Genomic DNA, 23,114 nt, shown 5'->3' on the forward strand with positions numbered 1-23,114 from the left:
CCGGAAACAGGAGCGAGGGGATTTGCCTACTTTGGCCCCATCAAAGTAGGTCGCCGAGGGGCGAAAAGGTGACCTGAGTCGAACCTCAATCCACCTCAAGCCGCAGAACCGCCGTGTGACGCAGAGCGTCACGAACTGCATTCCCACGCGGAGCGTGAGGAACGAGAGGTGCCTCTGCCAAACGTGTAGTGACCCAAGTGCGCATGGGCCCGCAACGCTGTATTGACCGACGCCCGTTTTCGAACCTGCGGTACCCAGCCATTAATACCGGGGGCGTTGCAGGAACGGTCATTGAGACTCAGGTGACTGAGCCCGAACCTGATCGGCCGCCTCACCCAACAACCGCTCGATCTACGCATGCTCCCAGCCACTGAGCAAACTGACCGGGTCGGTACGCAGCCAGCTTTCGAACGAGCCTTCCCGACCTAGCGGGCAGCAACATGCACGACAGCGAGTCGGGCTGCCATCGGTTATTTCCAGCGTCAGCAGCCAGCCATCGATGTCGACCTGTTGCAGCCCGGAGCCGGAGGGTGCACCGACAAGCTTCAGCGACCGTGTGCCCATCGCAGCATCCCGCATTTGCTGATACACCTCACGAGTCGTCAGAGCTTTCACAGGCTTCACCCAATTCCATTTTGCTGAGTAAAGCACGATTCCTGAATCATGCAGGATGAGATAACGGTCAGCTCAACGGTCTTTCAAGATGTCGACGCCGCGCCGAACAGGCTTTCGATCTCGGGCCGGGTCTGATTGATGGCGCCCAACTGACGGATCAACTCGGCCTGCCTGCTGCCACGTATGCCTGCGGTGGTCATGACTGCGTCGCGCACGTAGGTATAGACACCGCTGACGCCAAACGGAGTGATGTAACGCACGTGCTCGCTGATGCCTTGAGTGATGGCCTTGAAGTGCTCGCTGGCGTAATAGGTTCGACGGGCCCAGGCCGATTCGAACACCAGTTCCATCATGATGATGTTCAGGCGTGATTCCTCGACCTTGTGATCAACATCAGGCGCAGGCGGTGCCGGCTGGGCGTTGTCGTAGGGCTGCGCGAGGTGCAGGCGCAGTTTGAGTACGGCATCGGCAGCGGCCATTTCACTGGCGAGCTTTTCAATGGCCTTGCGGGCGGCGGGCAGGTCATCGCTGGCGAGATGGAAATGCAGGTGCATTTTGTCCAGCGTGGCTGTTTCATTGGGGATCGGATCGGGCAGTCGGTCCACCAGTGTGCTGGAGCCATCCGGCACGTCGTAAGCAATGGTTTGCTCAAACATGTTCTGCTCGTCGGAGAACAGCAGAGCGCTGGCATCCTTGAATTGTTGCTGACTTTCGGCGGATAGAAAGCCGATCTCCACACCGCCATCCAGCACGTAGCCCGGCAGTGGCGTGACGCCTTCGATCAGCGGCCACAAATGACCATCCTTTTCACGCGTCAAGTGATGCTGCACATACCAGCCAAGGCCCTCAAGCCTCGCGCACAGAGGGCCGTGAACATCGCGCCAGTAGGTGGCGAACAGGTCATGGGGAACGCCGTTCCTGCGCAACACCGTGGTATACGAATTTATAACGATGTTTTCATCGCGAGCGCCGTAGTTACCGGAAAATTCTGAGGTATGCATGAGTGCTCTCTGTCCTGAAGATGTTTCTCTCAGGCGCTTCGTCCGCGAGGTTAGTTCAAGGCAAATTACCGGCGGACACATTGGCTCGAAGCGATGCACGGCGAGACGAACAGATGCCCCCGGTAGGCGCCTGCCAGAGTACGTGCCGACACCACCGACCACATCAGTGCCAGCAGCGCGACGAGCCCGGTACCAAACACGTCGAAAAAGCTCAGGTGCAGGGTAGCGCCGAGTTTGAGCGTCGCCAGCGCATACACGCCGAGCGGGAAGGTAAATGCCCACCAGCCCAGATTGAATTCGATACCCTGCTTGAAGTAACGCGCGGTGATCAATACCGCCAGCGCCATCCACCACAGCCCCAGCCCCCAGAACAGCGTACCGACCATCACACCGATTCCAGCCACCACCGTGCCGAGCGACGCCAGGCCGTGGGCGGCAAAGATGGCCGGGGCCTCGTTGCCCATCACCAGCATGCCCAATGCGCCTGTGCCGATAGGGCCGAGTGCCAGCCAGCTCGACGCCGCCATGCTTTCATGAGGCAGTTTGTGCAATGCCAGACGCAACAGCAGAATCACCAGAATGCTCAATGCCACCGGTACCGAGTAGGCCCACAACACGTAGCTGGTGATCAGCACGGTGAACTGCGAATCAGCGGCTGCGAGGTGCGGGGTCAGCAGTCCGCCGCAGGCTGCTGCAACTTCTGCTGCCACCACGGGCAACAGCCAGACAGCGGTCATCTTCTCGATACTGTGTTCCTGACGGGTAAACATCATGAACGGAATCAGCACGCCACACGCCAGGGCCATTGCTACATCCAGCCACCACAATGCTTCGGCCAGCGGCACGATGGCAGTACCCCAGCGCGCCGGACCATACACCAGCAGGCCGCTGATGACAGTTGCCAGCCCCATGGGAATGGTGCCGAAGAACATCGATACGGTGGAGTGCCCGAACACCTGACGCGCCTCGTCGAAAAACAGCAGCCAGCGGCTGGCATACATGACGCTGAAGAGGGCGAACAGGCCTATGTTCAGGAACCATAACGCTTCACCCAGCGGGCGCAATGCAGCAATGTCCCCCGGCAGTTGCGCCAGCGCCAGTGACAAAATTCCGGTGCCCATGGTCACTGCGAACCAGTTGGGGGTGAACTGTCGAACGGCCTCCAGCGGGCTCGTCAGCGCTGCGAGAGGCGCGTTGCCCTTGTTGATAATAGCGAACCTGCTCATGGCCGTATCCTGCTGCTGAATGGGGAACAGGTTTCAGTCTACGCAGTCACAGAAAATCTTATAAACGGGTAATCTATCTTCTTGTTACCTGATTTTCAGGTAGGTTTGCCCGGCTACGGAGTTCAGTCTTGAGACTCAACCTGCGTCAATTACAGATTTTTTGCGCAATCACCCGCTGTGGCAGTACCACCAGCGCGGGTCATGCCTTGTCTTTGTCCCAGTCGGCTACCAGTGCGGCATTGAACGAGCTGGAAAGTGCGCTGGGCACCCGGCTGTTCGACCGGGTGGGCAAGCGGCTGGTCCTCAACGATAACGGCCAGACATTGCTGCCACGTGCCATGAAGATGCTGGAAAACGCCCAGCAGATCGAAGACAGCTTTCTATTGCCGGGCGCGACCTTGAATGCTCGCCTGCGAATCGGCAGTAGCAGCACCATTGGCAATTACGTCGTGCCGCAGATAGTCGGCGCACTGCGCAGTTCGACGCCTCTGCTGCGAGTCGATGTGGACATCGGCAACAGCACACTGATTGCTCGCAAGGTCGCGCAGTTTGAAATCGATATGGGCCTCATCGAGGCACCGTGCCATCTGCCAGAGCTGATCGCTGAGCCGTGGCTGGTCGATGAAATGGTCATTGTTGCCGGCAGCGCTCATCCGTTGGCCCGGCAACAGCAGGTTTCACTGGGGGAGCTGCAAAACGCTGAATGGCTGTTGCGTGAGCAGGGTTCGGGGACCCGGGAGGAGGTCGAGCACTTGTTGCTCAGGCATTTGCACGATCTGCAGGACATGCGCCAGGTAGGCAGTTCGGAAGCGATAATGCGCACCCTTGCTCAAGGCATTGGCATCAGTTGTCTGTCCCGGCGTATCGTCGCCGATCTGCTGCTGAGCGGGCAGTTGCGCACACTCGCCAGCCCGCTGCCGCCGCTCAATCGTCGGTTCTTCATGATCACTCACCGCGACAAGTTCGTCTCACCGAGCCTGGAGCGGTTCAGGGAGGCCTGTCGGCAGTCTGCCGATCAGGCAGGCACGTTGCGCCATGGTTTGAGCCACAACGCCAGCCCGAGCAGCAGCAAAGCGCCGTAAACACAGCTCAGGCCCAATTGCAGCCAGGTGTCGTGAAGCGGGTGCAGGAGCAGGGCGGCGAAGATCATCAGCAGGCTGGCCAGCAGCCAGTGACTGCGCCACGGCAAAACGCCGAGCAACGCCTGACGGCGCATCAGCAGCACGCCTGTGACCAGCGCGCCGCCCAGCGCCGCGATGGCGATACCGGTCAGTCCGAAGACAAAGGGCAGCGTCGCCAGCAGCAGCGCGTTACACAGACTGCCGATCAACTCGCAGTTGAGCGGCAGGCGAGTGTCACCGGCGGCGTAGGCGTAGCGCGCCAGCAAGGCGTTCCAGGCACCAAACATCAGCGGCACGGCAAACCAGGCCAGCAGCTCCGGTAGCGGACCCTCATGGCTCTGATTGGGCAGCAACAGGGTCACCAGCGCACCGGCCGCACCGATCAGCCCGGCTACGGCCGGCAGGGTCAGTAATGTGGCGCTGCCCAGCCCGCGTCTGAGTAGCGACAAACGCTGCTCGCCCGCGCTGCCGCTCATCAGCCCGAGCAGTACCTGGTTCAGGCTCATCAATGCAATAAGCGGCAGGTTGATCAGTTTACGCGCCAGATTGACCCAGGTTACCGCGCCTTCACCGAGCAACGACGCGACCATTCGCTCGAGCAAGGCAAGGCCCTGGCTGGCCAGGTTGCTGCTCAGCAGTGGACCGATGCGTTGCAGCAGTTCGCGCATGGCACCGGCTTCCGATTGCCACTGCCAGGGTCGCCATCCCGAACGATACAAGGCAGGCAACAACACGCCCGGCATCAGCACGCTGCCCAGTACGCACGCGCTGGCCAGCCCGGTCGACGTTGCGGCGTGGCTGAACGTGGCGAGGTAGATGACCGGCGGCAGGTTGAACAGCAGCGAGCCGAGCCCGGCCAGTACGAAGCGCGAACGGGCCTGCAAAGGTACGCAGAACAGCGCGTGAAGCATGAAGCCGGGTGCGCACCAGGCCAGCCAGCGCAGGCCGCTGGCTGCCTGTGCATAGCCGTCGGCGTCCAGCCCCGGACCGATAAGACGCACCAGAAACCCGGCACCGATCGCCAGCACTGCGCTCAATGCCACCCCGGTCAATAACAAACGCGGTGCCATGCCGCCCAGCCAGCGTTGTTGCCGGTCAGCCGGACGTTGCTGATAAAGGGGCAGGGCGGCAGCGCTGAGCAGCCCCGCGGCCAGTGACATGCGCAGCGCTTCGGGCAAAAACATCGAGACCAGAAAGGCATCGCTCTGACTGCCGGCACCCCAGGCTGCTACCAACAGCCATTCACGGGCAAAACCGGCTGCCAGGCCGGTGAGGGTGGCCAGTGTCAGCCAAAGTGTCGAGCCCAGCATCGCGCGCCCTGCCGATCAGTGAAACAGGGTGAACAGGCCTTTGCCGCCCACCTTGTAGTTGAGGCCGCGGGCGCGTTCACCCTTGACCTCGGCATTCGGCCCGCTGACGATCGCATAGGGCGCGACAGGTTTGGACACCACGCTGTTGCCGCCCACTACCGCGCCTTCGCCGATGTCTGCACCGAACGAGAGCAACGCGCGGCTGCAGATCCATGCGTAGTCACCGATAAACACCGGTCCGCCGACCGCCCAGAACTCGGGCTCGGCGAGGTCGTGCCCACCCGCGATAATCAGTACGTGTGAAGCGATGGTGACGTGATCGCCAATCACCAGCCCGCCACGGGCGTCAAGCTGGCAATGCCAGCCCACGGTGGTGTCGTTGCCGATGCGCAGGCTGTCGACACCCAGCACCTCGGTATTGCGCCACACAGTCGAACCCTTGCCGATTTTCGCACCGCCGATGCGTAACCACAGCAGACGCAAGGTATGGCTGGGGATCTTGCAGATCAGGATGTTGTAAGCCTGTTCCCAGGTCCGCAACATGCGGTCACGCAGGGTCGGCCAGTTGATTCCGTACAAAGGAATCAGCGCACCCAGGGTTTCGCTGGACAGCAGTTTGTAGAAGCGCCGCGCCAGCGGGTTTTCGATTCTTGGTTCGATATTCAAGTAGCAGATGAACGACAGGGTTCGATCCTTGATACGTGTTTCGAAGCACACTTCGTTGTCCAGCATCCACTGGTAGGCGGCTTCCAGCTCTTCGAGCGGCACCGCCATCTTGCGCGCGTAGTCGGGCAGTGCCTCTCTGAGATTATGAGAATGCATCATGCGGTGTTTCATGAGGAGGCTCCCGGCTCGGGTGAGGCGTCAGGGTGTTGAGGAGTCGTTTCGGCCCTGGCACGCAGGCGTCTGGTTTCGTGCAGGCTGATGCCGACAAATAGCCAGAACAAGGCAACCAGCACGCTGGTGAAACTGAAGTAGTGGTCAAACAGGCCGCTGAACAGTGCGGATAGAACACCCGTGGTGCAGCCCAGCGCAATGGCGTTTTCCCGAGTCAGCACTACCCGGTCGCTGCCTGGGCGAACTTCTTTCCACCAACTGATGGTCACGGCGATAAACAGCAACATGCCTGGCAGGCCGATCTTGTAGATGAAGTTCAGCCACAGGTTGGAAATGCCGAACTTTGTATAGCCCAGTACCGGTGGGTCGACCTTGAAGCCGATACCGAACGGGAAGGTGGCGACTGCGTCGGGAAAATTACTGTATTCCAGGAAGCGAATCGCGGTACTGGCGTCGTCGGAGGTGAACAACCCCATCAGTCGGTCCTGCAGCGGCGGGTAGAACGCCAGCAGGAAAATACCGGCGACCAGCCCGCCCATCAACAGCCGTCCCAGATGCGGAATGCGTCGCCTGGCCATCAACAGCATCACGGCGATCAGGCTCAGCAGCGCGCCGCGTGAGCCGGTCAGCAACAGACCGATGGCACCCAGTGCCGCCACCGTAAGGCCCAGCCTGCGCGCCGAGCCGGTGCGCGTCATGCCGAAGCAGAACGCCAGCGGCAGCAACATGGCCAGAGCACCGCCCGCCACGTTGGGGTGCATCCACGGCGAGCCCATGCGGCTGGCAAGCGAAAGCAGGCTCTCGCTCAAGATGTCTGCACCGCTGTAGCCCAGGCTACCGAGGATCGGGATGATGGCAGTTGCCGAGCCTTTGGTCACATACACCGTGATCGATAGCAATAACAGCAGCAAAGTCCCGCCGAGCAGCGCCATGACCGCCTTTTCCAGGGTCTTGAGGTCGGTCAGCAAGCGCGGTACCAGAAACAGGATAGACAGGTTGAACAGCCAGCGAACCCAGTTGATCGGGCCGTTGCCGTCGGCGACCACGGTCAACTGGCCGACCAGAAACGGGAACGCACTGAACAGCATCAATGCCACCAGCAGTTTTTCGGTGCTCAGCATTTTGGGCACCGTGTTGCGTTCCTGAAAGACTGCGTGCAGCAGGTAGCTGGCCCAGGTCAGCATGATCAGCGCTTCGGACACCGTAGTACGAACGCCAATCTGAATTGTAGAGTAGGGCAGGAAGGTCCCGATCAGGCAGAACAGCACGAGCCCGCGTACCGGGCGGCGAATGATGGTGGCCGCCGCCGCCAGACCGATTGCTGCCGCCACGACGAATTGTGCAGGCAGCATGCAGATCATCACACCGAATATCAGGCTGAACATCAGCCCCAGGGGTAAGGCCAGTGGCATCAGCGCAATTCCTCCAGCGTCGCGTGTACGCGTTCGCAAAAGGCTTTCAACTGATAGCGCTCTGTCCATTCCCTGGCAACTGCGGGATCTTCTTCGGGCGCATGCGACAACGTGCCCATCAGCCTGATCAGGTTGCCACTGTCGACAGGTGAAAAGCGCGGGCTGTCGGGTGGGGCGATTTCATCCAGCGAAGAGCCTGTGGCCACGGCAACCGGCGTGCCTGTGTTCAGTGCTTCGATCACCGGTAGCCCGAAGCCTTCGCTTCTGGACGGCTGCCAGAGTCGCTCGGCATTTTGGTAGACAGCATGCAGTTCGGCATCGCTGAGGCCGCTGAGCACGTGCAGGCCCGGTAACTGGCGCTGGGCTTCGGTCAGCGGATCGTCGCCACCGACCAGTACCAGTTCCGGGGTGTCGACAAATTGCATGCGTGCGGTCTGCCAGGCATCCACGAACCACTTGATGTTCTTGCGCGGTTCGCGTGTGCCCACGCACAGCCAGTAACGCAGGGGCAGTCGCAGTTGGCTGATATCAGCAGGTTCACCCTTGAAACCTTCTACCAGCAACGGCACCACGCGCAGCTTGCCTTTGACCCTGGGAAACAGGCGCGCGACTTCGTTGGCAGTGAATTGCGACGGCACCCAGATCTGGTCGGCCACTTTCAGCGACCAGGCAATCGACAGGTAGTCGGTCAGCCGGTAGATCCTGGCTTTCAGTCGCGAGCCGTGGCTGTTGTGTTCAGTGATCTGAAACAGATCGTGCAGTTGTAACACGTAGCGCATGTCAGCCGGTTTGCGCCCCAGCGGCAGGCCCATGTTGATGTTGGCGAAGTAGATCTGCACCCCGGCATCACGCAGGGCACCCGGCAGGAAAATGCCTTCGAAGCGCAAGCGATCCGGCAGGCGATGCACCGAGTCCAGCGGTGCGGCCCAGCGTGGGGTGTGCATCAAGCGGCGTACCGGATGATCGTAGGGTGCTACGCCGAACAGCTGCAATTGCACGTCCGGATGCTCACGAAACGCCTGTTCCAGCGCGAAATTCTGGCGACCGATGCCGCTGATGGGGTAACCGGCTGCCGCGCGGTAGTCGAGTCCTATACGCATGAGCGCGATCCTTGCTTGGGGAGCGAAAAGCGGGTGTAGATCACTTCCAGCTGGGCGGCCGAAACGGACCAGTCGTGCCGGGCACGCACATAAACGCGGCCGGCTTCGCCAATCTGGTCGAGCCGTAATGGTTTATCGGTGTATTCAACGATCAGCGTTGCCAGCCCGGACGCGTCTTCGCTGCCCAGGTAATGTTCGCCATTAGTGACCGACAACCCGGAAACGCCTTGCGCGGTGGTGACCACCGGCAGGCCGGCGGCCATGGCTTCCAGCGTCTTGAGCTTGGAGCCGCCGCCCTGGCGCAGGGGCGCGAAGAACATTGAGGCACTGGCCTGCAAGACGCGCAGGTCAGGTACGAAACCCAGCCATTCGATACGCGGGTCAGGCCAGCGTTCACGCCAGGCTTCAGGCAAACCGAAGCCGCCGATGGCAAAACGCACATCGGGTGCCTGAGCCCAGACCAGTGGCATGATTTCGTCCAGTGCCCACTCGATGGCATCTATATTGGGGCCGTATTCGTAGTTGCCGATGAACAGCAGGCGATGGCTGTTACGGTCCGCATGAACGCTGGCGTAGTAAGCGCAGTCGACACTGTTGACGACATAGGACGTGGCCCTGCCGCTCAAACGCGAAAGTACTTTGGCGTCGTCTTCGGTGACCGCGATCAACTCGCCGGTCTGGCGAAATACCCGGGTTTCCCAGCGCCGGTAGCGCCAGCGGTCGTACACGGCGAAGGCATTGGCCCAGCGTGGCAGACGGTCGTAACTGGCGGCGCCAAGGTCTGATTCAACATTATGTTCGGTCAGCACGAACGGTTTGCCCGAGCGCTTGAGTAGGCGTTCGAATGGCTGAAAGAAATAGGTGTGCTGCAACTGGATGATGTCCCAGTCCTCTTCAAGCAATTGCTCGAAGACTTTTTCCAGTTTCGGGGCGTAGCCGTTGACGCTGGCGAGCATCGGCGCAGGTGCAAACGCCACGGCCAGCAACGTGCGCAGGCTTAACAGCGGGCGTCGATCGATCACGATCAAGCGCTCCAGCCAGGGTTCCAGTGCCGAACGAGCGCTATCGTCCAGCGCGTTCTTGGACTGCACCAGCAGGGTGATGCGATGGCCGCGCGCTGCCAGATTGCGCAGCAAATGGTATTCCCGGGTTTTGCCGCCGCTGGTGGTAGGCCAGGGCAGGTAAGGGAGCGTCCATAGAATTCGCATACTCAGGGCTTCCATTCCAGAATTTGCAGAGTCGGCTTCAGCAGTAGGGTGACGCCCTGGCTGGCGGACAATGGGGTGCGGCTGCCACTCAGTGGGTCATGCACGACCGCGTCGGTGATGTTCGGGAAGTTCAACGAGGTGCCGGTCGCACTCCAGAACATCAGCAGATGAGTGCCATCTTCACGGGTCCACGGCACTGCGTACAGATCGTCCGGTACACGGCTCACTGCCGGCGGTTCGGCGGGTTGCAGTCGCGGGCCGGTGATCTTCAGAAAATTCTGCAGTGCGGTGTAGACCGGTTTGGGGCTGGCTTGCAGGTCAAGCAGGCCGTAACCCTGATCGCGGGCCGAGGCGCGCTCATCCAGATCGCTGAGATTGAACAGGAAGATGCGCTGGAAATCCATCGCACTCATCAGCGCCAGACGCCGCAGGGTATAGTCGGCCTGGCCTGAAGTGCCAATCAGATGTTGCATCTCGACCGGACCTGCATAGCTTGACCAGCCCCATTCAGTGGCCCACACCTGCTTGACGCCATTGCTGTGCAGCAACTGGTTCATGGCATTGGCGCGCACCAGAAAATCGCGGTCCGGTAGTGAATCGCCTTCGGGGTACTCGGAATATGGGTGGTATGCCGCCACGATATTCTGCTGGCCCAGGCCATTATCGAGCAGCGTCTGTAGCATGTAGCCAGAGGTACTGTGCATCTGACTGTAATAGGCCATGCCCGCAGTGACGATGGTCTTGTCCGGCAGGGCGGCGCGAATCGCGTTGGCAGTGGTGGTCAGCAGGCGTCCATAGGCGGTAGGGTCCTCCTTGGGCAGCCAGACAATGTTCGGCTCGTTCCAGACCTGCCAGTTGTTGACCTGCGGATAGCGCTGGGCCAGGGCGGTCATGCGTGCGGCAAATACGTTGAAATCCGTGGGCGGATACTGATCGCGGCTTTTCGCACCGGCCGACGCACTGCTGGCGAAAGGCGCCGAGCCCACCAGATAAGCCACCGTGTTGTAGTTGTGCGCCTTGATTGCAGCCATGGCGGCATCCAGCTCGGTCAGTGCGTAGTGATCCTTTTGCGGCTCGATCACCGGCCAGTGAATGGTCAGGCGCACCCAGTTGAGGCCCAGTTCGTCCAGGCGGCTCATCTGTTGTTGATAGATGTCAGGCGCAAAATACTGAAACTGCACATTGACGCCCAAAAAGTCCGCCCAGACCACCTCGCGAGGTGCCTTGAGGACCGTTGCCGCGTGGGCCGCGCCGCACATTGCTGCGCTGAGCAGTGCGCTCGCGACGATTTGCCGGAATCTGGATGGACGCTGCATGTCACTTCTCCTCGCACGCCTGGCGGAATACATCCCGAAAACGCTCTGCGGTGTGGCTCCAGACTCTGGCCTTGCCCATGTGCGAGGCATTTTCGGCCCATTGTTTGACCAGCTCCGGATCCGCGCAAGCTTGCGTCAGAGCCTTTGCCAGTCCGTCCACATCGCCTTGCGGATAGATCATGCCGTTGCCGTGCGAGACTTCTTCGGCAAACGAGCGTGCATCAGAAGTAATCACGCCCCTGCCACACGCCACCGCCCATGACAACGCGCCGCTGGTGCCGCGCAGCTTGCCGAGAATCTTCAGTTTGCTCGATTCGCGATAAGGCAGAACCATCACGTGATGAGCCTGGATTACCTGCGGGATCTGCTCGGCAGGCAGGTCCAGTTGCCAGTCGATCAGATCGACAAGGCCTAGCTGGCGGATGCGCAGGCGCAGTTGCTCCAGGTAGCTGCCGGACGGGCCGAAGGCCATTTCCGGCTCGCTGCCGCCTGCCAGGGTCAGGCGTACGGTCGACCGCAACGCAGGCTGTGCGGTGAAAACGCTGGCCAGCGCATCAAGCAGGTCTTCGATTCCCTTGCCGCGATAAATGAAGCCGAAATACAGCAGACGCAAGGGCTTCAAGGGTGGCAACGGGGCGGGAGCGATGGCGACGTTGCCGTGACTGATCACCGCCATCTGTGCGGTTTTCAGCCCCATGCGCTGACGCAGGCTCTGGCTGCCCGCCTGGGTCAGTGTCACCAGGCGGGTCATGTGCTGCGCCAATTGCCGTTCTTCACGCAGGCACAGCGGGTCGGCCAGCACCGTCGCCATTTCCGGCAGCGGTGAGCGCATGCCGCTGACAATCGATAAGGGCCAGGGCAGTTTCTCGCGCCGCCACACCAGTCGCTCGGGATCGTGCACTGTCGCGGTCAACGGCAGCTTCGGGAAGCGTCGACGCAAGGCTCGCAGGGCCTGAAACTCCGCCAGCCGTCCGCCGCCCAGTTCGGCATGGACCAGATCGATCTCGCTCCAGTCGGTTTCGGCAACACGCTGTTCTGCGGCACGTGGATCGTTGCCGACACCCAGCAGCGGTGTGCTGACCTGCAGGCCGATGCCTTCAAGCGCATGCCGCAGGTGCCCGGCATAATCGGCGATGCCGTTCTGCTCGGGTGGCAGCGGCGCTAGCAGGGCAATGCGCATCAGCCTCGGCTCCCGATCCGCTTGAGGAAGTTCAATACCTGCTCCGGCACCTCGAAACGACGGCGGTTGATAATGATGCCGTCGACTTTCTTGAATGCGGTATTGAGGTTATTCAAGGTGTCCTCAAGCATCGGCACGGTGGTGTCTTCGGCACGCACCACCAGCACGATCAGGTCAGCCTTGCGCAGCAGCACAAAGGCATCCTGATTGGCGGAAAGTGCCGAGGCGTTGATCAGCACGATTTCACCAGGACTGGCCGGGCCGCGGCCTTCGGTGCGGACCCGATGACCCTGCTCGGTCAGCAATGTGCTCAGCCGCTCGATCACGAACGACACGCCTGCGCCGAACTTGACTGAGGTGAAGCCGATGGTCAGGCCGCGCTCATCTACCTGATCGAGCGGCAAAATACCGTATACCCGGTGCAAATTGGAGGTGAAGGCTGCACTGCGCTCCTGAGCGCGCTCCAGGTCGGGCAGACTGGTCCAGACCGGGACGCCAAAGTTGCTCTCGATCTTGTCGCCGTCGTGGATGCGCTGGTCCAGCAGGTAGAAGAAGTACAGCGCCACAGCGCCCACAACAAGGCTCAGCGGAAAAGCCAGCAGCAGCATCAGCAGGCTTTTCGGGAACACCCGGCTGGGGTTGAAGGTGGCGTCTTCAATGGTCGCGATATTGCTGATCTGGCTGTTGTCCAGCTCACGGTCAATACGCGATTTTTCCAGGCTGTCCTTGTACAGCGCATAGCTCTTCTCGGCCGCATCCAGCTCGTTCTGCAGGCGCGAAAGCTCCGGCTCCAGATTCAATGCCTGCTGGCGGTCGCTTTCCAGCTGCGCGATCTGCGCATTTTGCTGAACGAGCTGGGTTTGCAGGCGCGCGTAGCTGGTCTGCTGATCGGCGTACACGTTCTGCATGCGGTTGTAGATGGGGTTGGGAGTGATGCTTTCAGAGCGCTGGACGGTGGCTTCCTGTTCCTTGAGCAGCTTCTTGAGGTTGTTGACCTCCTCATTGATCGCCCGGATTGGCGGCGCCTCTTCCTTGAACGAGCGGAGCATTTCCTGACGCTCCACTTCCTTGCCATTGATGCGGTTCTGCAAGTCCTGGCGATTGGGGTTCAACGCCAGTTCGCGACCTGCCGAGACTGTCTTGGGCTGCTCTGCCAACTGCTTTTTCAGCAGGTCCAGGCCGGCCTTGGTAGACGCAATGGAACGGGTTGTGTTGTTGCGCTCGGTACGCAGGTCGTTGAGCCCCTGCGAGGTATCCGCCAGGCGCTGGGAAATGCTCACTGCGCTCAACTGGTTCAGGTAATTCTGGATTTGCTTCTTGTACTCGATGATGTTCGCGCCGGTCGTTTTCACTTCCGATTCATAGAACGCGTACAGGCTGACCCGGCCCAGTGTCTTTGTGCGTTGCAACTGGTACTCGGTGATCCAGGTCCTGAGCACGGTCTGGGCGATGTCCGGGTCGTTCCAGGTAAATCTCAGCTCCATCACCGACGAGCCCGGTTCGTGGCTGACCTTGAAGTTTTTCTCCAGATCCTCGGCCAGGCGTTCGGCCTGCGAGCGATGCTCCACCAGACCGATAAATTGCAGAACGTTGCGTACGCCGTTGACGACTGCCCCGACGACTGCCTTGAGGCCGTTTTTCACCGACGCCAGAACGCCGGTTTCAGGCGGCACCATAGACAGCTCGGCGAGGTATTTTTCGGACACGGCACGCATGATCGGCCGCCCGCTGAGCATGCGCTCTTCGTCGAGCAGCGGATCACGCAGGCCGCTCGGTATAACGATAGCCTGACGGTCGGACAGCTCGATAGGCACAGTGCTGCTGTCACGGCCGGGCTTGACCAGCAGCAAAGCTGTGGACTCGTAGCGGTTGGGGAGCAAAAAAGCGCCCAGAAGGATGATGACGAAGGTCGCCACCACGGTGATCCTGACTTCGCGCTTGAAAATGAACAGCAGGCGCAGCAGGTCGCGGAATGAGCGGATGTTGATCATGTCTGTTTCCCTGACAATTAATTGTTGTTGCGCAGCTCGTAGTTCATGCCCAGGCCGATCGACTTCGCGAAGGGAATCAGCTGGTTGAAATACAGGGATACGCCGTCAACCTTGTTGCCGACCGATGATTTGGGAACGAACACGATGTCGCCACGTTTGAGCAGCACCGGCGCTGTAGGGCCACCCGCACCGCCCGCCCAGAGAAACTTGCTGTAATCAAAGAAATAGGTCTTGTAGAGCCCGTTTTCTTCCTGACGCAGCAGCGCGACCTGACCGGCATCGGCATCCAGCGCCACACCGCCCGCGCCGACAATCGCCTGATCGAGATTGGTAGCAACGTTGACCGGCAACGTTACCGAGTTACGTACGGCGCCGCCGACAAACACGGTGTTGCCCGGTGACTGGGAAATGTTGATGGTCAGTGCCGTTTCGCGGTAGACATTCTGCAGCTTGCTTTCCAGCAGGTCATTCAACTGCTGGAGTGTCAGGCCCGCTGCTTTGACCGTGCCGATGTAAGGGTAGGAAAAGGTGCCGTCGTTGAGCACCTGAAACAGCGTCAGCTCGTAGATAGAGTTGGCGGTAAACGCCGAAATCGACGGAGCTTCGCCACTGTTGCGCACGATTCGCAAGGTATCGCCAGGACGGATTCTTTCCGGCGGCAGCGGTTTGCCCGCCAGTGCGCGACCTGCCGCCTGACCGGCTTCAATTTGCGCGCGGTCATCCGGCAAGCCCACCCTGGACGGGGTGTTGCATGCACTCAACAGCAATAAGCTTGCGATCAGCATCATGCTTTTCATTGGTCCTGAACTCCTGTCGAGCACAAATACGGCTCCCTTGCGGGTAATAAATTCATGTTGGCGGGTACTGCCTGTTCCGGTTGCTATCAATTGAAAACCGAGTGAATCAAGCGGCGTCTGCCGCTCGTGAATCAGCTCTTCACCGTCTTGTCGGGCACGCGTCCGTAAATGTCGGTAAAGCGCACGATGTCGTCTTCCCCCAGGTATTCACCGCTCTGCACCTCGATCATCACCAGGTCGATGACGCCCGGGTTGACCAGCCGGTGCGTGAACCCCGGTTTGATGAACGTCGACTCGTTGGTATCGAGCATGAATTCACGCTCGCCATTGGTGACGGTTGCCATGCCGCTGACCACGATCCAGTGTTCGCTGCGGTGATGGTGCATCTGCAACGAGAGTGACGCTTGCGGGCGAACGACAATGCGCTTGATCTTGAAACGCTTGCCTTCTTCGAGCACCGTGTAGGTGCCCCACGGGCGGGTGACGGTACGGTGCAGACGGTAGGCGTCATGGCCCTGGCGCTTGAGCTCCTGAGCGATGATCTTGACGTCCTGACTGCGGCGTCCGTCTGCGATCAGCAAGGCGTCGGGGGTGTCGATGATGATCAGGTTGTCGAGGCCGATAGCGCCCACCAGGCGTTTGGGCGAGTCGATGTAGCAATTGCTGACGTCATGCAGCACAGCTTCGCCATTGCAGTAATTGCCTTGAGCATCGACCGGAGACAGTTCACGCACCGCCTGCCAGGAACCGATATCACTCCAGCCGAGCTGGCAGGGCACCACGGCAACTTTTTCGGAACGCTCCATCAGTGCGTAGTCGATGGAAATGTCCGGGGTCAGAGCAAACGATTCGCTGTCCAGTTCGACCTGCAGTTCACGATTGCCTTCCTTGCGCGGGCTCGATTCCAGGCAGTTGCTGACCGCGTTCAGCACATTAGGCGCGTGGGTGCGCAGCTCGCGCAGCACGGCATCGGCACGCATGCAGAACATCCCGGCGTTCCAGAAATGCAGACCACCGTCCACATAGCCCTGGGCGGTAACTGCATTGGGTTTTTCGACAAAACGGGCGACCTGACAGGCGTCGGCACTGAGTGCCGGGCCTTTTTCGATGTAGCCAAAACCGGTTTCCGCTGCGGTCGGGACGATGCCGAAGGTCACCAGCCAGCCCTCGGAGGCCAGCTTCTGCGCGGCAGTCACTGCTCTGGAGAATTCCTCGACATTGGTAATCAGGTGATCGGCAGGCAATACCAGTAACTGCGCGTCATCGCCATACAGCTGGCTGACATGCAGCGCAGCGGCGGCGACCGCGGCTGCGGTGTTGCGCCCGAAGGGCTCGAGGATGAAATCCAGACGCGCATTGCCTTTGTTCAACTGGCGGTAGTCGTCCACTGTGCGGAAGTACACCTCCCGGTTGGTAACCGTCAGCAGGCGGTCGACTCCGGGCAGGCCGACCGCACGCAGGAAGGTCTTCTGCAGCAGGCTCTGGCCGTCGGGAAGGCGCATGAACGGCTTGGGCATGGCTTCTCGCGAGACCGGCCACAGACGGGTGCCGGAGCCACCGGCGATGATGCAGGGAATAAGCGTGCTCATCAGTAAGCCTCGCGAGTGAATAGCACTGCAGGCACAGTGCGCATAAGGATGTACAGGTCGAACCAGACAGACCAGTTTTCGATGTACTCGAGATCAAACTCGACGCGTTTTTCGATTTTTTCCACGGTGTCGGTTTCACCACGATAGCCGTTAATCTGCGCCAGCCCGGTGATCCCCGGTTTGACGCGATGCCGCGACGTGTATTCTTTCACCGCTTGCTCGAACAAAATCCCTGCAGCCTTGGTGGCCGTCGCATGTGGGCGTGGCCCGACCATTGACATGCTGCCTGCCGCTACGTTGAACAGCTGTGGCAATTCATCCAGGCTGGTCTTGCGAATGAAGCGCCCGACCCGCGTGATTCTGGCATCGCCACGGGTGGTCTGGCGCTCGGCTGTTGCATCGGCCTGGTGCTGATGCATGGAGCGGAACTTGAATACTTCGATCAGGCGATTGTTGTAGCCGTAGCGCTTCTGGCGGAAAAACACCGGGCCTGGGGAGTCGAGCTTGATCGCCAGTGCGACCAGCAGCATTACCGGTGACAACACCAGCAACGCGAGCGACGACAGAACGATATCTTCGGCGCGCTTGATGAATGGAGACCAGCCACTGAGCGGCAGATCCGATGCATTGAACATCGGCAGCCGGGCCACTTCGGTAATGCGGTTGTGGGTATGCCGGAAGGCAATCATGTCCGGCACCAGCAATACGTTGACCGGTAGCCTGCGCAGTTCGCGAATGATGTAATCCATGCGGTTTTCCGCCGTCCAGGGCAGGGCGACCAGCACTTGGGTCACTTTCTCTTCGCGAATCAGCCGTTCCAGGTCGCTGGTATTGCCCAGCAGGGGCAGGTTGGCCACGGTTTTGGGCATGCGACCGATCCGGTCGTCGATAAAACCGGTGACACCCGAACGGATGTCCTGATGTTCCAGCAGGTACTCGGCCAGGCGCAGGCCATTTTCCGTCGCGCCCAGAATCACGGCATGTTGCAGGAACACCCCCTTGCGCATCTGACGCTTGAACAGCATCAACAGCAGCAGACGAATGATGCCGAACAGCGCCAGGCTGGTCAGGTACCAGATCAGCGATTCTTCAGGGGAGAGATAGCCGAACAGCCCCATTGCCTGTTGCATGAACAGCAATAGCCCGAAGGCTGCGGTCCAGGCAACTGCCAGCGCGCCCATGCGCAGATCGTTGCTGAACAACGCTTCGGAATAGACGCCCATGGCCTGAAACACCAACACGCCGACAAAGCCGAAAAACAGCAGCATGGTCATATAACCCTGCTGTGTTTCCGGGCCGTCATGCTTGATAAGCATCATGATTGCAAGGCCGGGCAGAATGCAGGCAATGCCATGGGCCAGCCGAATACCGAAAAGAAAGTATTCGACCAGACTGGTGCGGGTGAGCGAAAGACTGTCGACCGGCTGCAACCTCATAGAACTCCCTTACTCCCTGTATGCGTCTGGATCCTGCTGATCCTGGGCGTTTTGCGATGACGCGTTTGCAGCTTCAAATAGGCATCTGTTCACAGATAGTGTCCAAGCGTAGCCAGTTACGTGTCGAGGTCATGACGAATCCGGACTGTCTTTTGTGAATATCACTTTATATATGTCGTCCTGTTCCGAATTTTATTTAAGACTTTTCAACCATTTGTAGATGAAACTTCCCTCAAGTGAGGGTCCTGCTGTCAGTAAAGCTCATGAAACAAATAGCGTCAGTACAAAAGTGTGCCAACTCTGATGCAATCGTTGCTCCAGAGCTTCTGCTTCCGGGTTTTGCCCAGTATTGGCGGGGGTTGATCTGTTCTTGGTGACGTGAAAAAAATTTCTGTGACGGGTGGGCCTTTTTGACATGTGCGGGGTCACAGTCATGCGTCGTGCGAAATGTATGCGGGCGCTGACTACAGAAAGAGCGTCGCTCGCAGGCTTCAATTCGTAGGGTTCGTCAGAGGAGGTGTCATGACACAACGCAGGGCAATGCTCATTCTTCACGGTAAACAGGCGCTCAACGAAGACGTACGTGATGCCGTTGCAGACAAGCGCAAGCAGGGCTGGGAGCTGGACGTGAGGCTCACCTGGGAAGCTGGCGATGCCCAACGCCTGGTTGGCGAAGCGCTGGCCGCCGGGCATCGGCATATCGTGGCGGGCGGTGGTGACGGTACCTTGCGAGATATCGCCGAGGCCCTGGCGCTGGCTGAAACACAAGCCAGCCTGACTATTTTGCCGCTGGGCACTGCCAACGATTTTGCCCGCGCAGCCGGGGTGCCTCTTGAGGTCTCCAAGGCTCTGCAACTGATGGACGTAGCACCGCGTGCCGTTGATCTGGGTGAAGTTGGTGGCAAGCTGTTCCTCAACATGGCTACCGGCGGTTTTGGCAGTCAGGTAACCGCCAACACATCCGAAGACCTGAAAAAGGTATTGGGCGGCGCGGCCTATCTGTTTACCGGTCTGACAAGGTTCAGCGAGCTGCATGCTGCCCACGGCGAACTCACCGGGCCGGATTTCCACTGGCGTGGAGACCTGCTGGCGCTGGGTATCGGCAATGGCCGGCAGGCAGGCGGTGGACACGAGCTGTGCCCGACCGCACTGGCCGATGACGGTCTGCTCGACATCAGTATCCTGCCCGCGCCTCAGGAAGTGGTCGGCACGCTGAGGAGTCTGCTGGAAGGCGGGCTGGGCATCGACAACATGTTCATTCGCGCGCGTTTGCCCTGGGTAGAACTCAAGTCGGCTCAGGGCCTGGATATCAACCTTGATGGTGAGCCGTTGTCTGGCGAGGATCTGCGCTTCGAAGCACGACCGGGCGCGCTACAGGTGCATTTGCCGACGGATTCACCGGTGCTGAGCCGTGCACCGATGCTCAATCGTCCAGACTGATAATCCGCTCGCGAACGCAAAACAGTACCAGCCCGGCGACGTCGAATATCTGTAGCCGCTTCATGACCTGGGAGCGGTGGGTCTCGATGGTCTTGATGCTCAGTCCCAGGCCGACGGCAATCTCACGCGTGGACTTGCCGCGCACGATCAGACGCAGGATTTCCAGCTGGCGAGCGGTCAGGTGATACCGCTCCTTGGCCGCCTGGGCCCTGTCCGAGCGTGTTCCGCGCAGGGCGCGCTCGATAACGGTATGAGCGATGGCCGGGCTCAGATAGCGTTCGTTGTTGCGCAGCGCTTCCAGTGCCTGTTCCAGTTCGGTCGCGGTGGTGTCCTTGAGCAGATAGCCGCGAGCCCCGATGTCGAGCGCACGCATGATCATGTCCGGATCGGTGTGCATCGACAGGATCAAGACCTTGCAATGTGGCTGTACTTTAAATAGTTGCTCGAGCGCCTCAAGGCCGTCGACGCTCTTCATCCAGATATCGAGCAGGATGATATCGGGCTTGAGTCGCTGCGCCAGGCTCGACAACTGCGCGCCGTCCGCCCCTTCACCGAGAATGGCATAGCCCGGCATGTCTGCAACCAGCGCTCGCACGCCGGCTCTGATCAGGGAGTGGTCGTCGACCAGTAACAGATTGCAGGTCATTGTGGCTTCTTGTGTAGATGGGACCGCCGAGGCGTGCGTTCAGTCCCTGGTCAACCTTTAAGACGATTTGAAAGCAGTGAAGACAATGGACGGAAAACGCTGACGTGACAACATCACTTCACTGACATTGCGGTGTAATGCCCGACAGTCGAGCGTTATCGTTGGGTTGCATCCTTCGTCAGTGCCGATTGCGAGGAGGCGCTGGCCAGTTTTTCCAACAGCTCCAGCTGTTCGTTGTTGTCCATCGTCAACTCACCCGTTTGCGGATCGAGAAGCTCGACCTGCCAGGACATGAGCATCAGGCAGTTTTTAACGGTCAGCAGGGTTTCCTGTGAGAGTTCGTTGGCCTGGCCACCGCTTTTCAATAATTGACACAGCTGACGTGAAAACTCGGCAATGCACGGCACAGGCGCGGCTTCCGCCTCCTGGGCCAGAGTGCGCAGGGTGGTCAGAAGGCAGCCGGTGGCGTCCTCGTCGTTGGGGATCAACTCCAGGTGCGAAAGACATTCTTCCGACTTGTACAGAAGTGCCTGAGAGGTGCTCAGGAACTGGTCGTGCTTATGCTGCCAATCGTTGTTGCTCAGCATCCTGTGTCTCCACTGATCATGGATAGCGAACTTCCGCCCGCGGCGAATGGCTGACAGTTAATGTCGATTTCAAACAAAAGTATGTAGGGCATTTCTGAATGTTGCCAGCGCCGCTTGATTACAAGGTTTGAAAAGCGGACACGAACCTGACGCCATTCTTGTATTGAGAATGGCGTCACAATAGTGGCAATTAGATGTCGATCATATCAGGTTATCCCCGATTGACTTTTTGTGGTTCTTTGATTTTTACCTTGAGCGACTGGGTATGTTCAGGCTTTTTCAGGACGCGCCCATCGTCGTATTTGTCTGGCTGGAAAGCGACACCAGTAAACCATGATGGTAAAGTGACATCAATGCTGAGGATAGCCTTTCATCGCTATTAAGGTCCGGCTGGTTTCAGCCGATACAGGCTCAACAGACTCATCGTGACCATTGCTTCAGGAGCTAATAATGGCAGGCATTCTCGACACAGTAGATCAGCGCACACAACTGGTGGGCGAGAATCGCCTGGAAATCCTCATGTTTCGCCTTGCCGGTCGGCAATTGTTTGCGATCAACGTGTTCAAGGTCCAGGAAGTATTGCAGCTACCCAAGCTGACCCTCATGCCGCAACGCCACTCGTTCGTCTGCGGCGTGGTCAACCTGCGTGGCCAGACCCTGCCGGTGATCGATCTTTCCCAGGCCATCGGTATGCGGCCGCTGGTGCCGGGGCCTGGCAGCACGATCATCGTCACCGAGTACAATCGCTCGGTTCAGGCCTTCCTGGTCGGTGGTGTGGACCGCATCGTCAACATGAACTGGGATGCGATCATGCCTCCGCCGGCCAGCGCCGGTCGTCAGCATTACCTGACGGCGATCAGCAAGGTCGATGACCAACTGGTAGAAATCATCGACGTCGAAAAAGTACTTGCCGAGATCGTGCCGTACAACGCCAAGGTGTCCCGCGAGAAGCTCGAAGACCCGGTACTGGAAAATGCCCGTGGTCGTGAGGTGTTGCTGGTCGATGACTCCAAGGTGGCGCTGGCGCAGTTGCGCGACACGCTGTCTCAATTGGGCCTCAAGCTGCACGTGGCCAGTGATGGTCTCAAGGCGTTGAACATGCTCAAGGGTTGGGCGGACGCGGGCGAGAACGTCCATGAAAAGCTGCTGATGGTATTCACCGATGCCGAAATGCCGGAAATGGACGGTTATCGCCTGACCACCGAGATTCGCAACGATCCGCGTTTGCGCAGTCTGTACATCGTTCTGCACACCTCGTTGTCCGGCAGCTTCAACGAATCGATGGTCAAGAAGGTCGGTTGCGACAACTTCCTCTCCAAATTCCAGCCCGACAAGCTGGTCGAAGTAGTGCGCGAACGTCTTTTGATGATTGGCTGATACCTTGCGCGATTGTTGATCGCGGATGCCTGCCGCTCCGGCTTCGGATAAGCTTCGATGTCTTCGTCAAAGCTTATCCCGCCATCAAAGGAACCGGCTCTCATGTTGCGTCTCAGCTCTCTCTATCGTTTCCCTCTCAAATCCTGCAAGGCGGAGACGCTGCAACGCGCGTCGTTCGACCAGTTGGGGTTGGCGGGGGACCGACGCTGGATGCTGGTCGACGAAAGCAACGGTCGGTTCTTCACCCAGCGCGCCCTGTCGCACATGTCCCAACTGACGGTGTTGTGGAATGCCCGCGGCGGTGTAACCCTTTCGGCACCCGGTTTCGAGCCTCTGGACGTCGCGGTTCCGCTGGATATCGAGTCAAACCTGCGCGGTGTGACAGTCTGGCGTGATTCGTTGCAGGTGCCGGACGCTGGCGATGTGGCTGCCGAATGGGTCAGCCGGTTTATTGGCAAGCCCACCCGCATGGTCTATCTGCCGGTGGAGCGTGCGCGCTGGCTGCCCGGGGGCTATCAGACGATTAACGACCGGGTGAGTTTTGCCGATGGCTTCCCGTTGCTGCTGATTGGTCAGGGCTCGCTCGATGACCTGTCGTCGCGCCTGGGCAGGCCATTGGAAATGCTGCGCTTCAGGCCCAATCTGGTGGTTGAAGGGGCTGAGGCCTTTGCCGAGGATGGCTGGAAGCGTATCCGTATCGGCGACATCGAATTCCAGCTGCTCAAGCCTTGCGCGCGCTGCATTCTCACCACTATCGACCCGGCTACCGGCGAGCGCAGCGCGGATCGCGAGCCCTTCGCCACACTCAAGACCTATCGGGAGGTGGAGGGTAACGTGCTGTTTGGCCAGAACGTGGTCAACGAGGGGCTGGGCGAGCTTGAAGTGGGTATGCCGGTCGAAGTGCTGGAATAGGTGTTGCGTGGCG

Annotated in this window: 19 protein-coding genes and 1 pseudogene; 4 read left to right on the forward strand and 16 right to left on the reverse strand. The window is 59.6% G+C overall.

Annotated elements, in window-relative coordinates; translation table 11 throughout:
* Positions 1-288: 288 nt before the first annotated feature.
* From RYC17_RS23465 to RYC17_RS23475, 3 genes and pseudogenes are all read right to left on the reverse strand, one after another.
* A pseudogene (locus RYC17_RS23465) lies at positions 289-615 on the reverse strand (hypothetical protein).
* An 83-nt stretch (positions 616-698) separates the two neighbouring features.
* Positions 699-1,616: a hypothetical protein gene (locus tag RYC17_RS23470; RefSeq protein ID WP_058401575.1), complete on the reverse strand. Its 918-nt coding sequence runs from the start codon at positions 1,614-1,616 to the stop codon at positions 699-701.
* Between the two features lie 65 nt (positions 1,617-1,681).
* Positions 1,682-2,842: a TDT family transporter gene (locus RYC17_RS23475; RefSeq protein ID WP_058401576.1), complete on the reverse strand. Its 1,161-nt coding sequence runs from the start codon at positions 2,840-2,842 to the stop codon at positions 1,682-1,684.
* A gap of 128 nt (positions 2,843-2,970) precedes the next feature.
* Here RYC17_RS23475 and RYC17_RS23480 point away from each other — a divergent pair, with 128 nt between their 5' ends.
* On the forward strand, positions 2,971-3,924 hold the full coding sequence (locus RYC17_RS23480; RefSeq protein ID WP_016982106.1) for a LysR family transcriptional regulator: 954 nt from the start codon (positions 2,971-2,973) through the stop codon (positions 3,922-3,924).
* Here the strand turns inward: RYC17_RS23480 and RYC17_RS23485 are convergent.
* The 11 genes from RYC17_RS23485 to RYC17_RS23535 all read right to left on the reverse strand — a co-directional run bounded on the left by RYC17_RS23485 (position 3,858) and on the right by RYC17_RS23535 (position 18,139).
* Positions 3,858-5,273, reverse strand: a complete 1,416-nt coding sequence (locus tag RYC17_RS23485) for a lipid II flippase MurJ (protein ID WP_058401577.1) — start codon at positions 5,271-5,273, stop codon at positions 3,858-3,860. The two genes, RYC17_RS23480 and RYC17_RS23485, sit on opposite strands and share 67 nt — an antisense overlap.
* 15 nt (positions 5,274-5,288) lie before the next feature.
* Complete coding sequence (locus RYC17_RS23490; RefSeq protein ID WP_005732638.1) at positions 5,289-6,110, reverse strand: acyltransferase; 822 nt, start codon at positions 6,108-6,110, stop codon at positions 5,289-5,291.
* The gene (locus tag RYC17_RS23495; RefSeq protein WP_058401578.1) at positions 6,107-7,522 is read right to left on the reverse strand and encodes an O-antigen ligase family protein; all 1,416 of its coding nucleotides are present in this window, start codon (positions 7,520-7,522) and stop codon (positions 6,107-6,109) included. The genes RYC17_RS23490 and RYC17_RS23495 overlap by 4 nt, the downstream gene beginning before the upstream one ends.
* Entirely contained in the window at positions 7,522-8,622 is a 1,101-nt protein-coding gene (locus RYC17_RS23500; RefSeq protein WP_058401579.1) for a glycosyltransferase family 4 protein, read from the reverse strand. The genes RYC17_RS23495 and RYC17_RS23500 overlap by 1 nt, the downstream gene beginning before the upstream one ends.
* Positions 8,613-9,830 (reverse strand): glycosyltransferase family 4 protein, encoded by a 1,218-nt coding sequence (locus tag RYC17_RS23505; protein ID WP_058401580.1) that lies wholly within the window; start codon positions 9,828-9,830, stop codon positions 8,613-8,615. The genes RYC17_RS23500 and RYC17_RS23505 overlap by 10 nt, the downstream gene beginning before the upstream one ends.
* A gap of 2 nt (positions 9,831-9,832) precedes the next feature.
* On the reverse strand, positions 9,833-11,146 hold the full coding sequence (locus RYC17_RS23510) for a cellulase family glycosylhydrolase (RefSeq protein WP_122258388.1): 1,314 nt from the start codon (positions 11,144-11,146) through the stop codon (positions 9,833-9,835).
* Position 11,147: 1 nt separating this feature from the next.
* The gene (locus RYC17_RS23515; RefSeq protein ID WP_058401582.1) at positions 11,148-12,326 is read right to left on the reverse strand and encodes a glycosyltransferase; all 1,179 of its coding nucleotides are present in this window, start codon (positions 12,324-12,326) and stop codon (positions 11,148-11,150) included.
* Complete coding sequence (locus tag RYC17_RS23520) at positions 12,326-14,317, reverse strand: lipopolysaccharide biosynthesis protein (protein ID WP_316904569.1); 1,992 nt, start codon at positions 14,315-14,317, stop codon at positions 12,326-12,328. The genes RYC17_RS23515 and RYC17_RS23520 overlap by 1 nt, the downstream gene beginning before the upstream one ends.
* Before the next feature lie 17 nt (positions 14,318-14,334).
* Positions 14,335-15,114: a polysaccharide biosynthesis/export family protein gene (locus RYC17_RS23525; protein WP_004656922.1), complete on the reverse strand. Its 780-nt coding sequence runs from the start codon at positions 15,112-15,114 to the stop codon at positions 14,335-14,337.
* Positions 15,115-15,245: 131 nt separating this feature from the next.
* Positions 15,246-16,703: a mannose-1-phosphate guanylyltransferase/mannose-6-phosphate isomerase gene (locus tag RYC17_RS23530; protein ID WP_122281087.1), complete on the reverse strand. Its 1,458-nt coding sequence runs from the start codon at positions 16,701-16,703 to the stop codon at positions 15,246-15,248.
* On the reverse strand, positions 16,703-18,139 hold the full coding sequence (locus RYC17_RS23535; protein ID WP_004665755.1) for an undecaprenyl-phosphate glucose phosphotransferase: 1,437 nt from the start codon (positions 18,137-18,139) through the stop codon (positions 16,703-16,705). The genes RYC17_RS23530 and RYC17_RS23535 overlap by 1 nt, the downstream gene beginning before the upstream one ends.
* Positions 18,140-18,661: 522 nt before the next feature.
* Between RYC17_RS23535 and yegS the strand changes: the two genes are divergently transcribed.
* A complete protein-coding gene (yegS, locus tag RYC17_RS23540) occupies positions 18,662-19,579 on the forward strand; it encodes a lipid kinase YegS (RefSeq protein WP_316890098.1) in 918 nt (305 codons plus the stop codon).
* Here yegS and RYC17_RS23545 read toward each other — a convergent pair.
* Positions 19,563-20,225 (reverse strand): response regulator, encoded by a 663-nt coding sequence (locus RYC17_RS23545; RefSeq protein WP_058409056.1) that lies wholly within the window; start codon positions 20,223-20,225, stop codon positions 19,563-19,565. The two genes, yegS and RYC17_RS23545, sit on opposite strands and share 17 nt — an antisense overlap.
* A 155-nt stretch (positions 20,226-20,380) precedes the next feature.
* The gene (locus RYC17_RS23550; RefSeq protein ID WP_058401586.1) at positions 20,381-20,812 is read right to left on the reverse strand and encodes a hypothetical protein; all 432 of its coding nucleotides are present in this window, start codon (positions 20,810-20,812) and stop codon (positions 20,381-20,383) included.
* A gap of 450 nt (positions 20,813-21,262) precedes the next feature.
* Between RYC17_RS23550 and RYC17_RS23555 the strand changes: the two genes are divergently transcribed.
* Positions 21,263-22,189, forward strand: coding sequence for a chemotaxis protein CheV (locus RYC17_RS23555; RefSeq protein WP_002554114.1), 927 nt, complete (start codon positions 21,263-21,265; stop codon positions 22,187-22,189).
* Between the two features lie 102 nt (positions 22,190-22,291).
* A complete protein-coding gene (locus tag RYC17_RS23560) occupies positions 22,292-23,101 on the forward strand; it encodes an MOSC domain-containing protein (protein WP_057404139.1) in 810 nt (269 codons plus the stop codon).
* Positions 23,102-23,114 lie beyond the last annotated feature (13 nt).

It is taken from the genome of Pseudomonas syringae group sp. J248-6 (assembly GCF_032586995.1).
Classification (GTDB): Bacteria; Pseudomonadota; Gammaproteobacteria; order Pseudomonadales; family Pseudomonadaceae; genus Aquipseudomonas; species Aquipseudomonas amygdali.

Coding starts and splice junctions, on each gene's coding strand:
- RYC17_RS23475 (WP_058401576.1), bottom strand. CDS start 2,842: ATGAGCAGGTTCGCTATTATCAACAAGGGCAACGCGCCTCTCGCAGCG.
- RYC17_RS23490 (WP_005732638.1), bottom strand. CDS start 6,110: ATGAAACACCGCATGATGCATTCTCATAATCTCAGAGAGGCACTGCCC.
- RYC17_RS23535 (WP_004665755.1), bottom strand. CDS start 18,139: ATGAGGTTGCAGCCGGTCGACAGTCTTTCGCTCACCCGCACCAGTCTG.
- RYC17_RS23485 (WP_058401577.1), bottom strand. CDS start 5,273: ATGCTGGGCTCGACACTTTGGCTGACACTGGCCACCCTCACCGGCCTG.
- RYC17_RS23470 (WP_058401575.1), bottom strand. CDS start 1,616: ATGCATACCTCAGAATTTTCCGGTAACTACGGCGCTCGCGATGAAAAC.
- RYC17_RS23560 (WP_057404139.1), top strand. CDS start 22,292: ATGTTGCGTCTCAGCTCTCTCTATCGTTTCCCTCTCAAATCCTGCAAG.
- RYC17_RS23530 (WP_122281087.1), bottom strand. CDS start 16,703: ATGAGCACGCTTATTCCCTGCATCATCGCCGGTGGCTCCGGCACCCGT.
- yegS (WP_316890098.1), top strand. CDS start 18,662: ATGACACAACGCAGGGCAATGCTCATTCTTCACGGTAAACAGGCGCTC.
- RYC17_RS23500 (WP_058401579.1), bottom strand. CDS start 8,622: ATGCGTATAGGACTCGACTACCGCGCGGCAGCCGGTTACCCCATCAGC.
- RYC17_RS23545 (WP_058409056.1), bottom strand. CDS start 20,225: ATGACCTGCAATCTGTTACTGGTCGACGACCACTCCCTGATCAGAGCC.
- RYC17_RS23550 (WP_058401586.1), bottom strand. CDS start 20,812: ATGCTGAGCAACAACGATTGGCAGCATAAGCACGACCAGTTCCTGAGC.
- RYC17_RS23515 (WP_058401582.1), bottom strand. CDS start 12,326: ATGCGCATTGCCCTGCTAGCGCCGCTGCCACCCGAGCAGAACGGCATC.
- RYC17_RS23520 (WP_316904569.1), bottom strand. CDS start 14,317: ATGATCAACATCCGCTCATTCCGCGACCTGCTGCGCCTGCTGTTCATT.
- RYC17_RS23525 (WP_004656922.1), bottom strand. CDS start 15,114: ATGAAAAGCATGATGCTGATCGCAAGCTTATTGCTGTTGAGTGCATGC.
- RYC17_RS23495 (WP_058401578.1), bottom strand. CDS start 7,522: ATGCCACTGGCCTTACCCCTGGGGCTGATGTTCAGCCTGATATTCGGT.
- RYC17_RS23510 (WP_122258388.1), bottom strand. CDS start 11,146: ATGCAGCGTCCATCCAGATTCCGGCAAATCGTCGCGAGCGCACTGCTC.
- RYC17_RS23555 (WP_002554114.1), top strand. CDS start 21,263: ATGGCAGGCATTCTCGACACAGTAGATCAGCGCACACAACTGGTGGGC.
- RYC17_RS23505 (WP_058401580.1), bottom strand. CDS start 9,830: ATGCGAATTCTATGGACGCTCCCTTACCTGCCCTGGCCTACCACCAGC.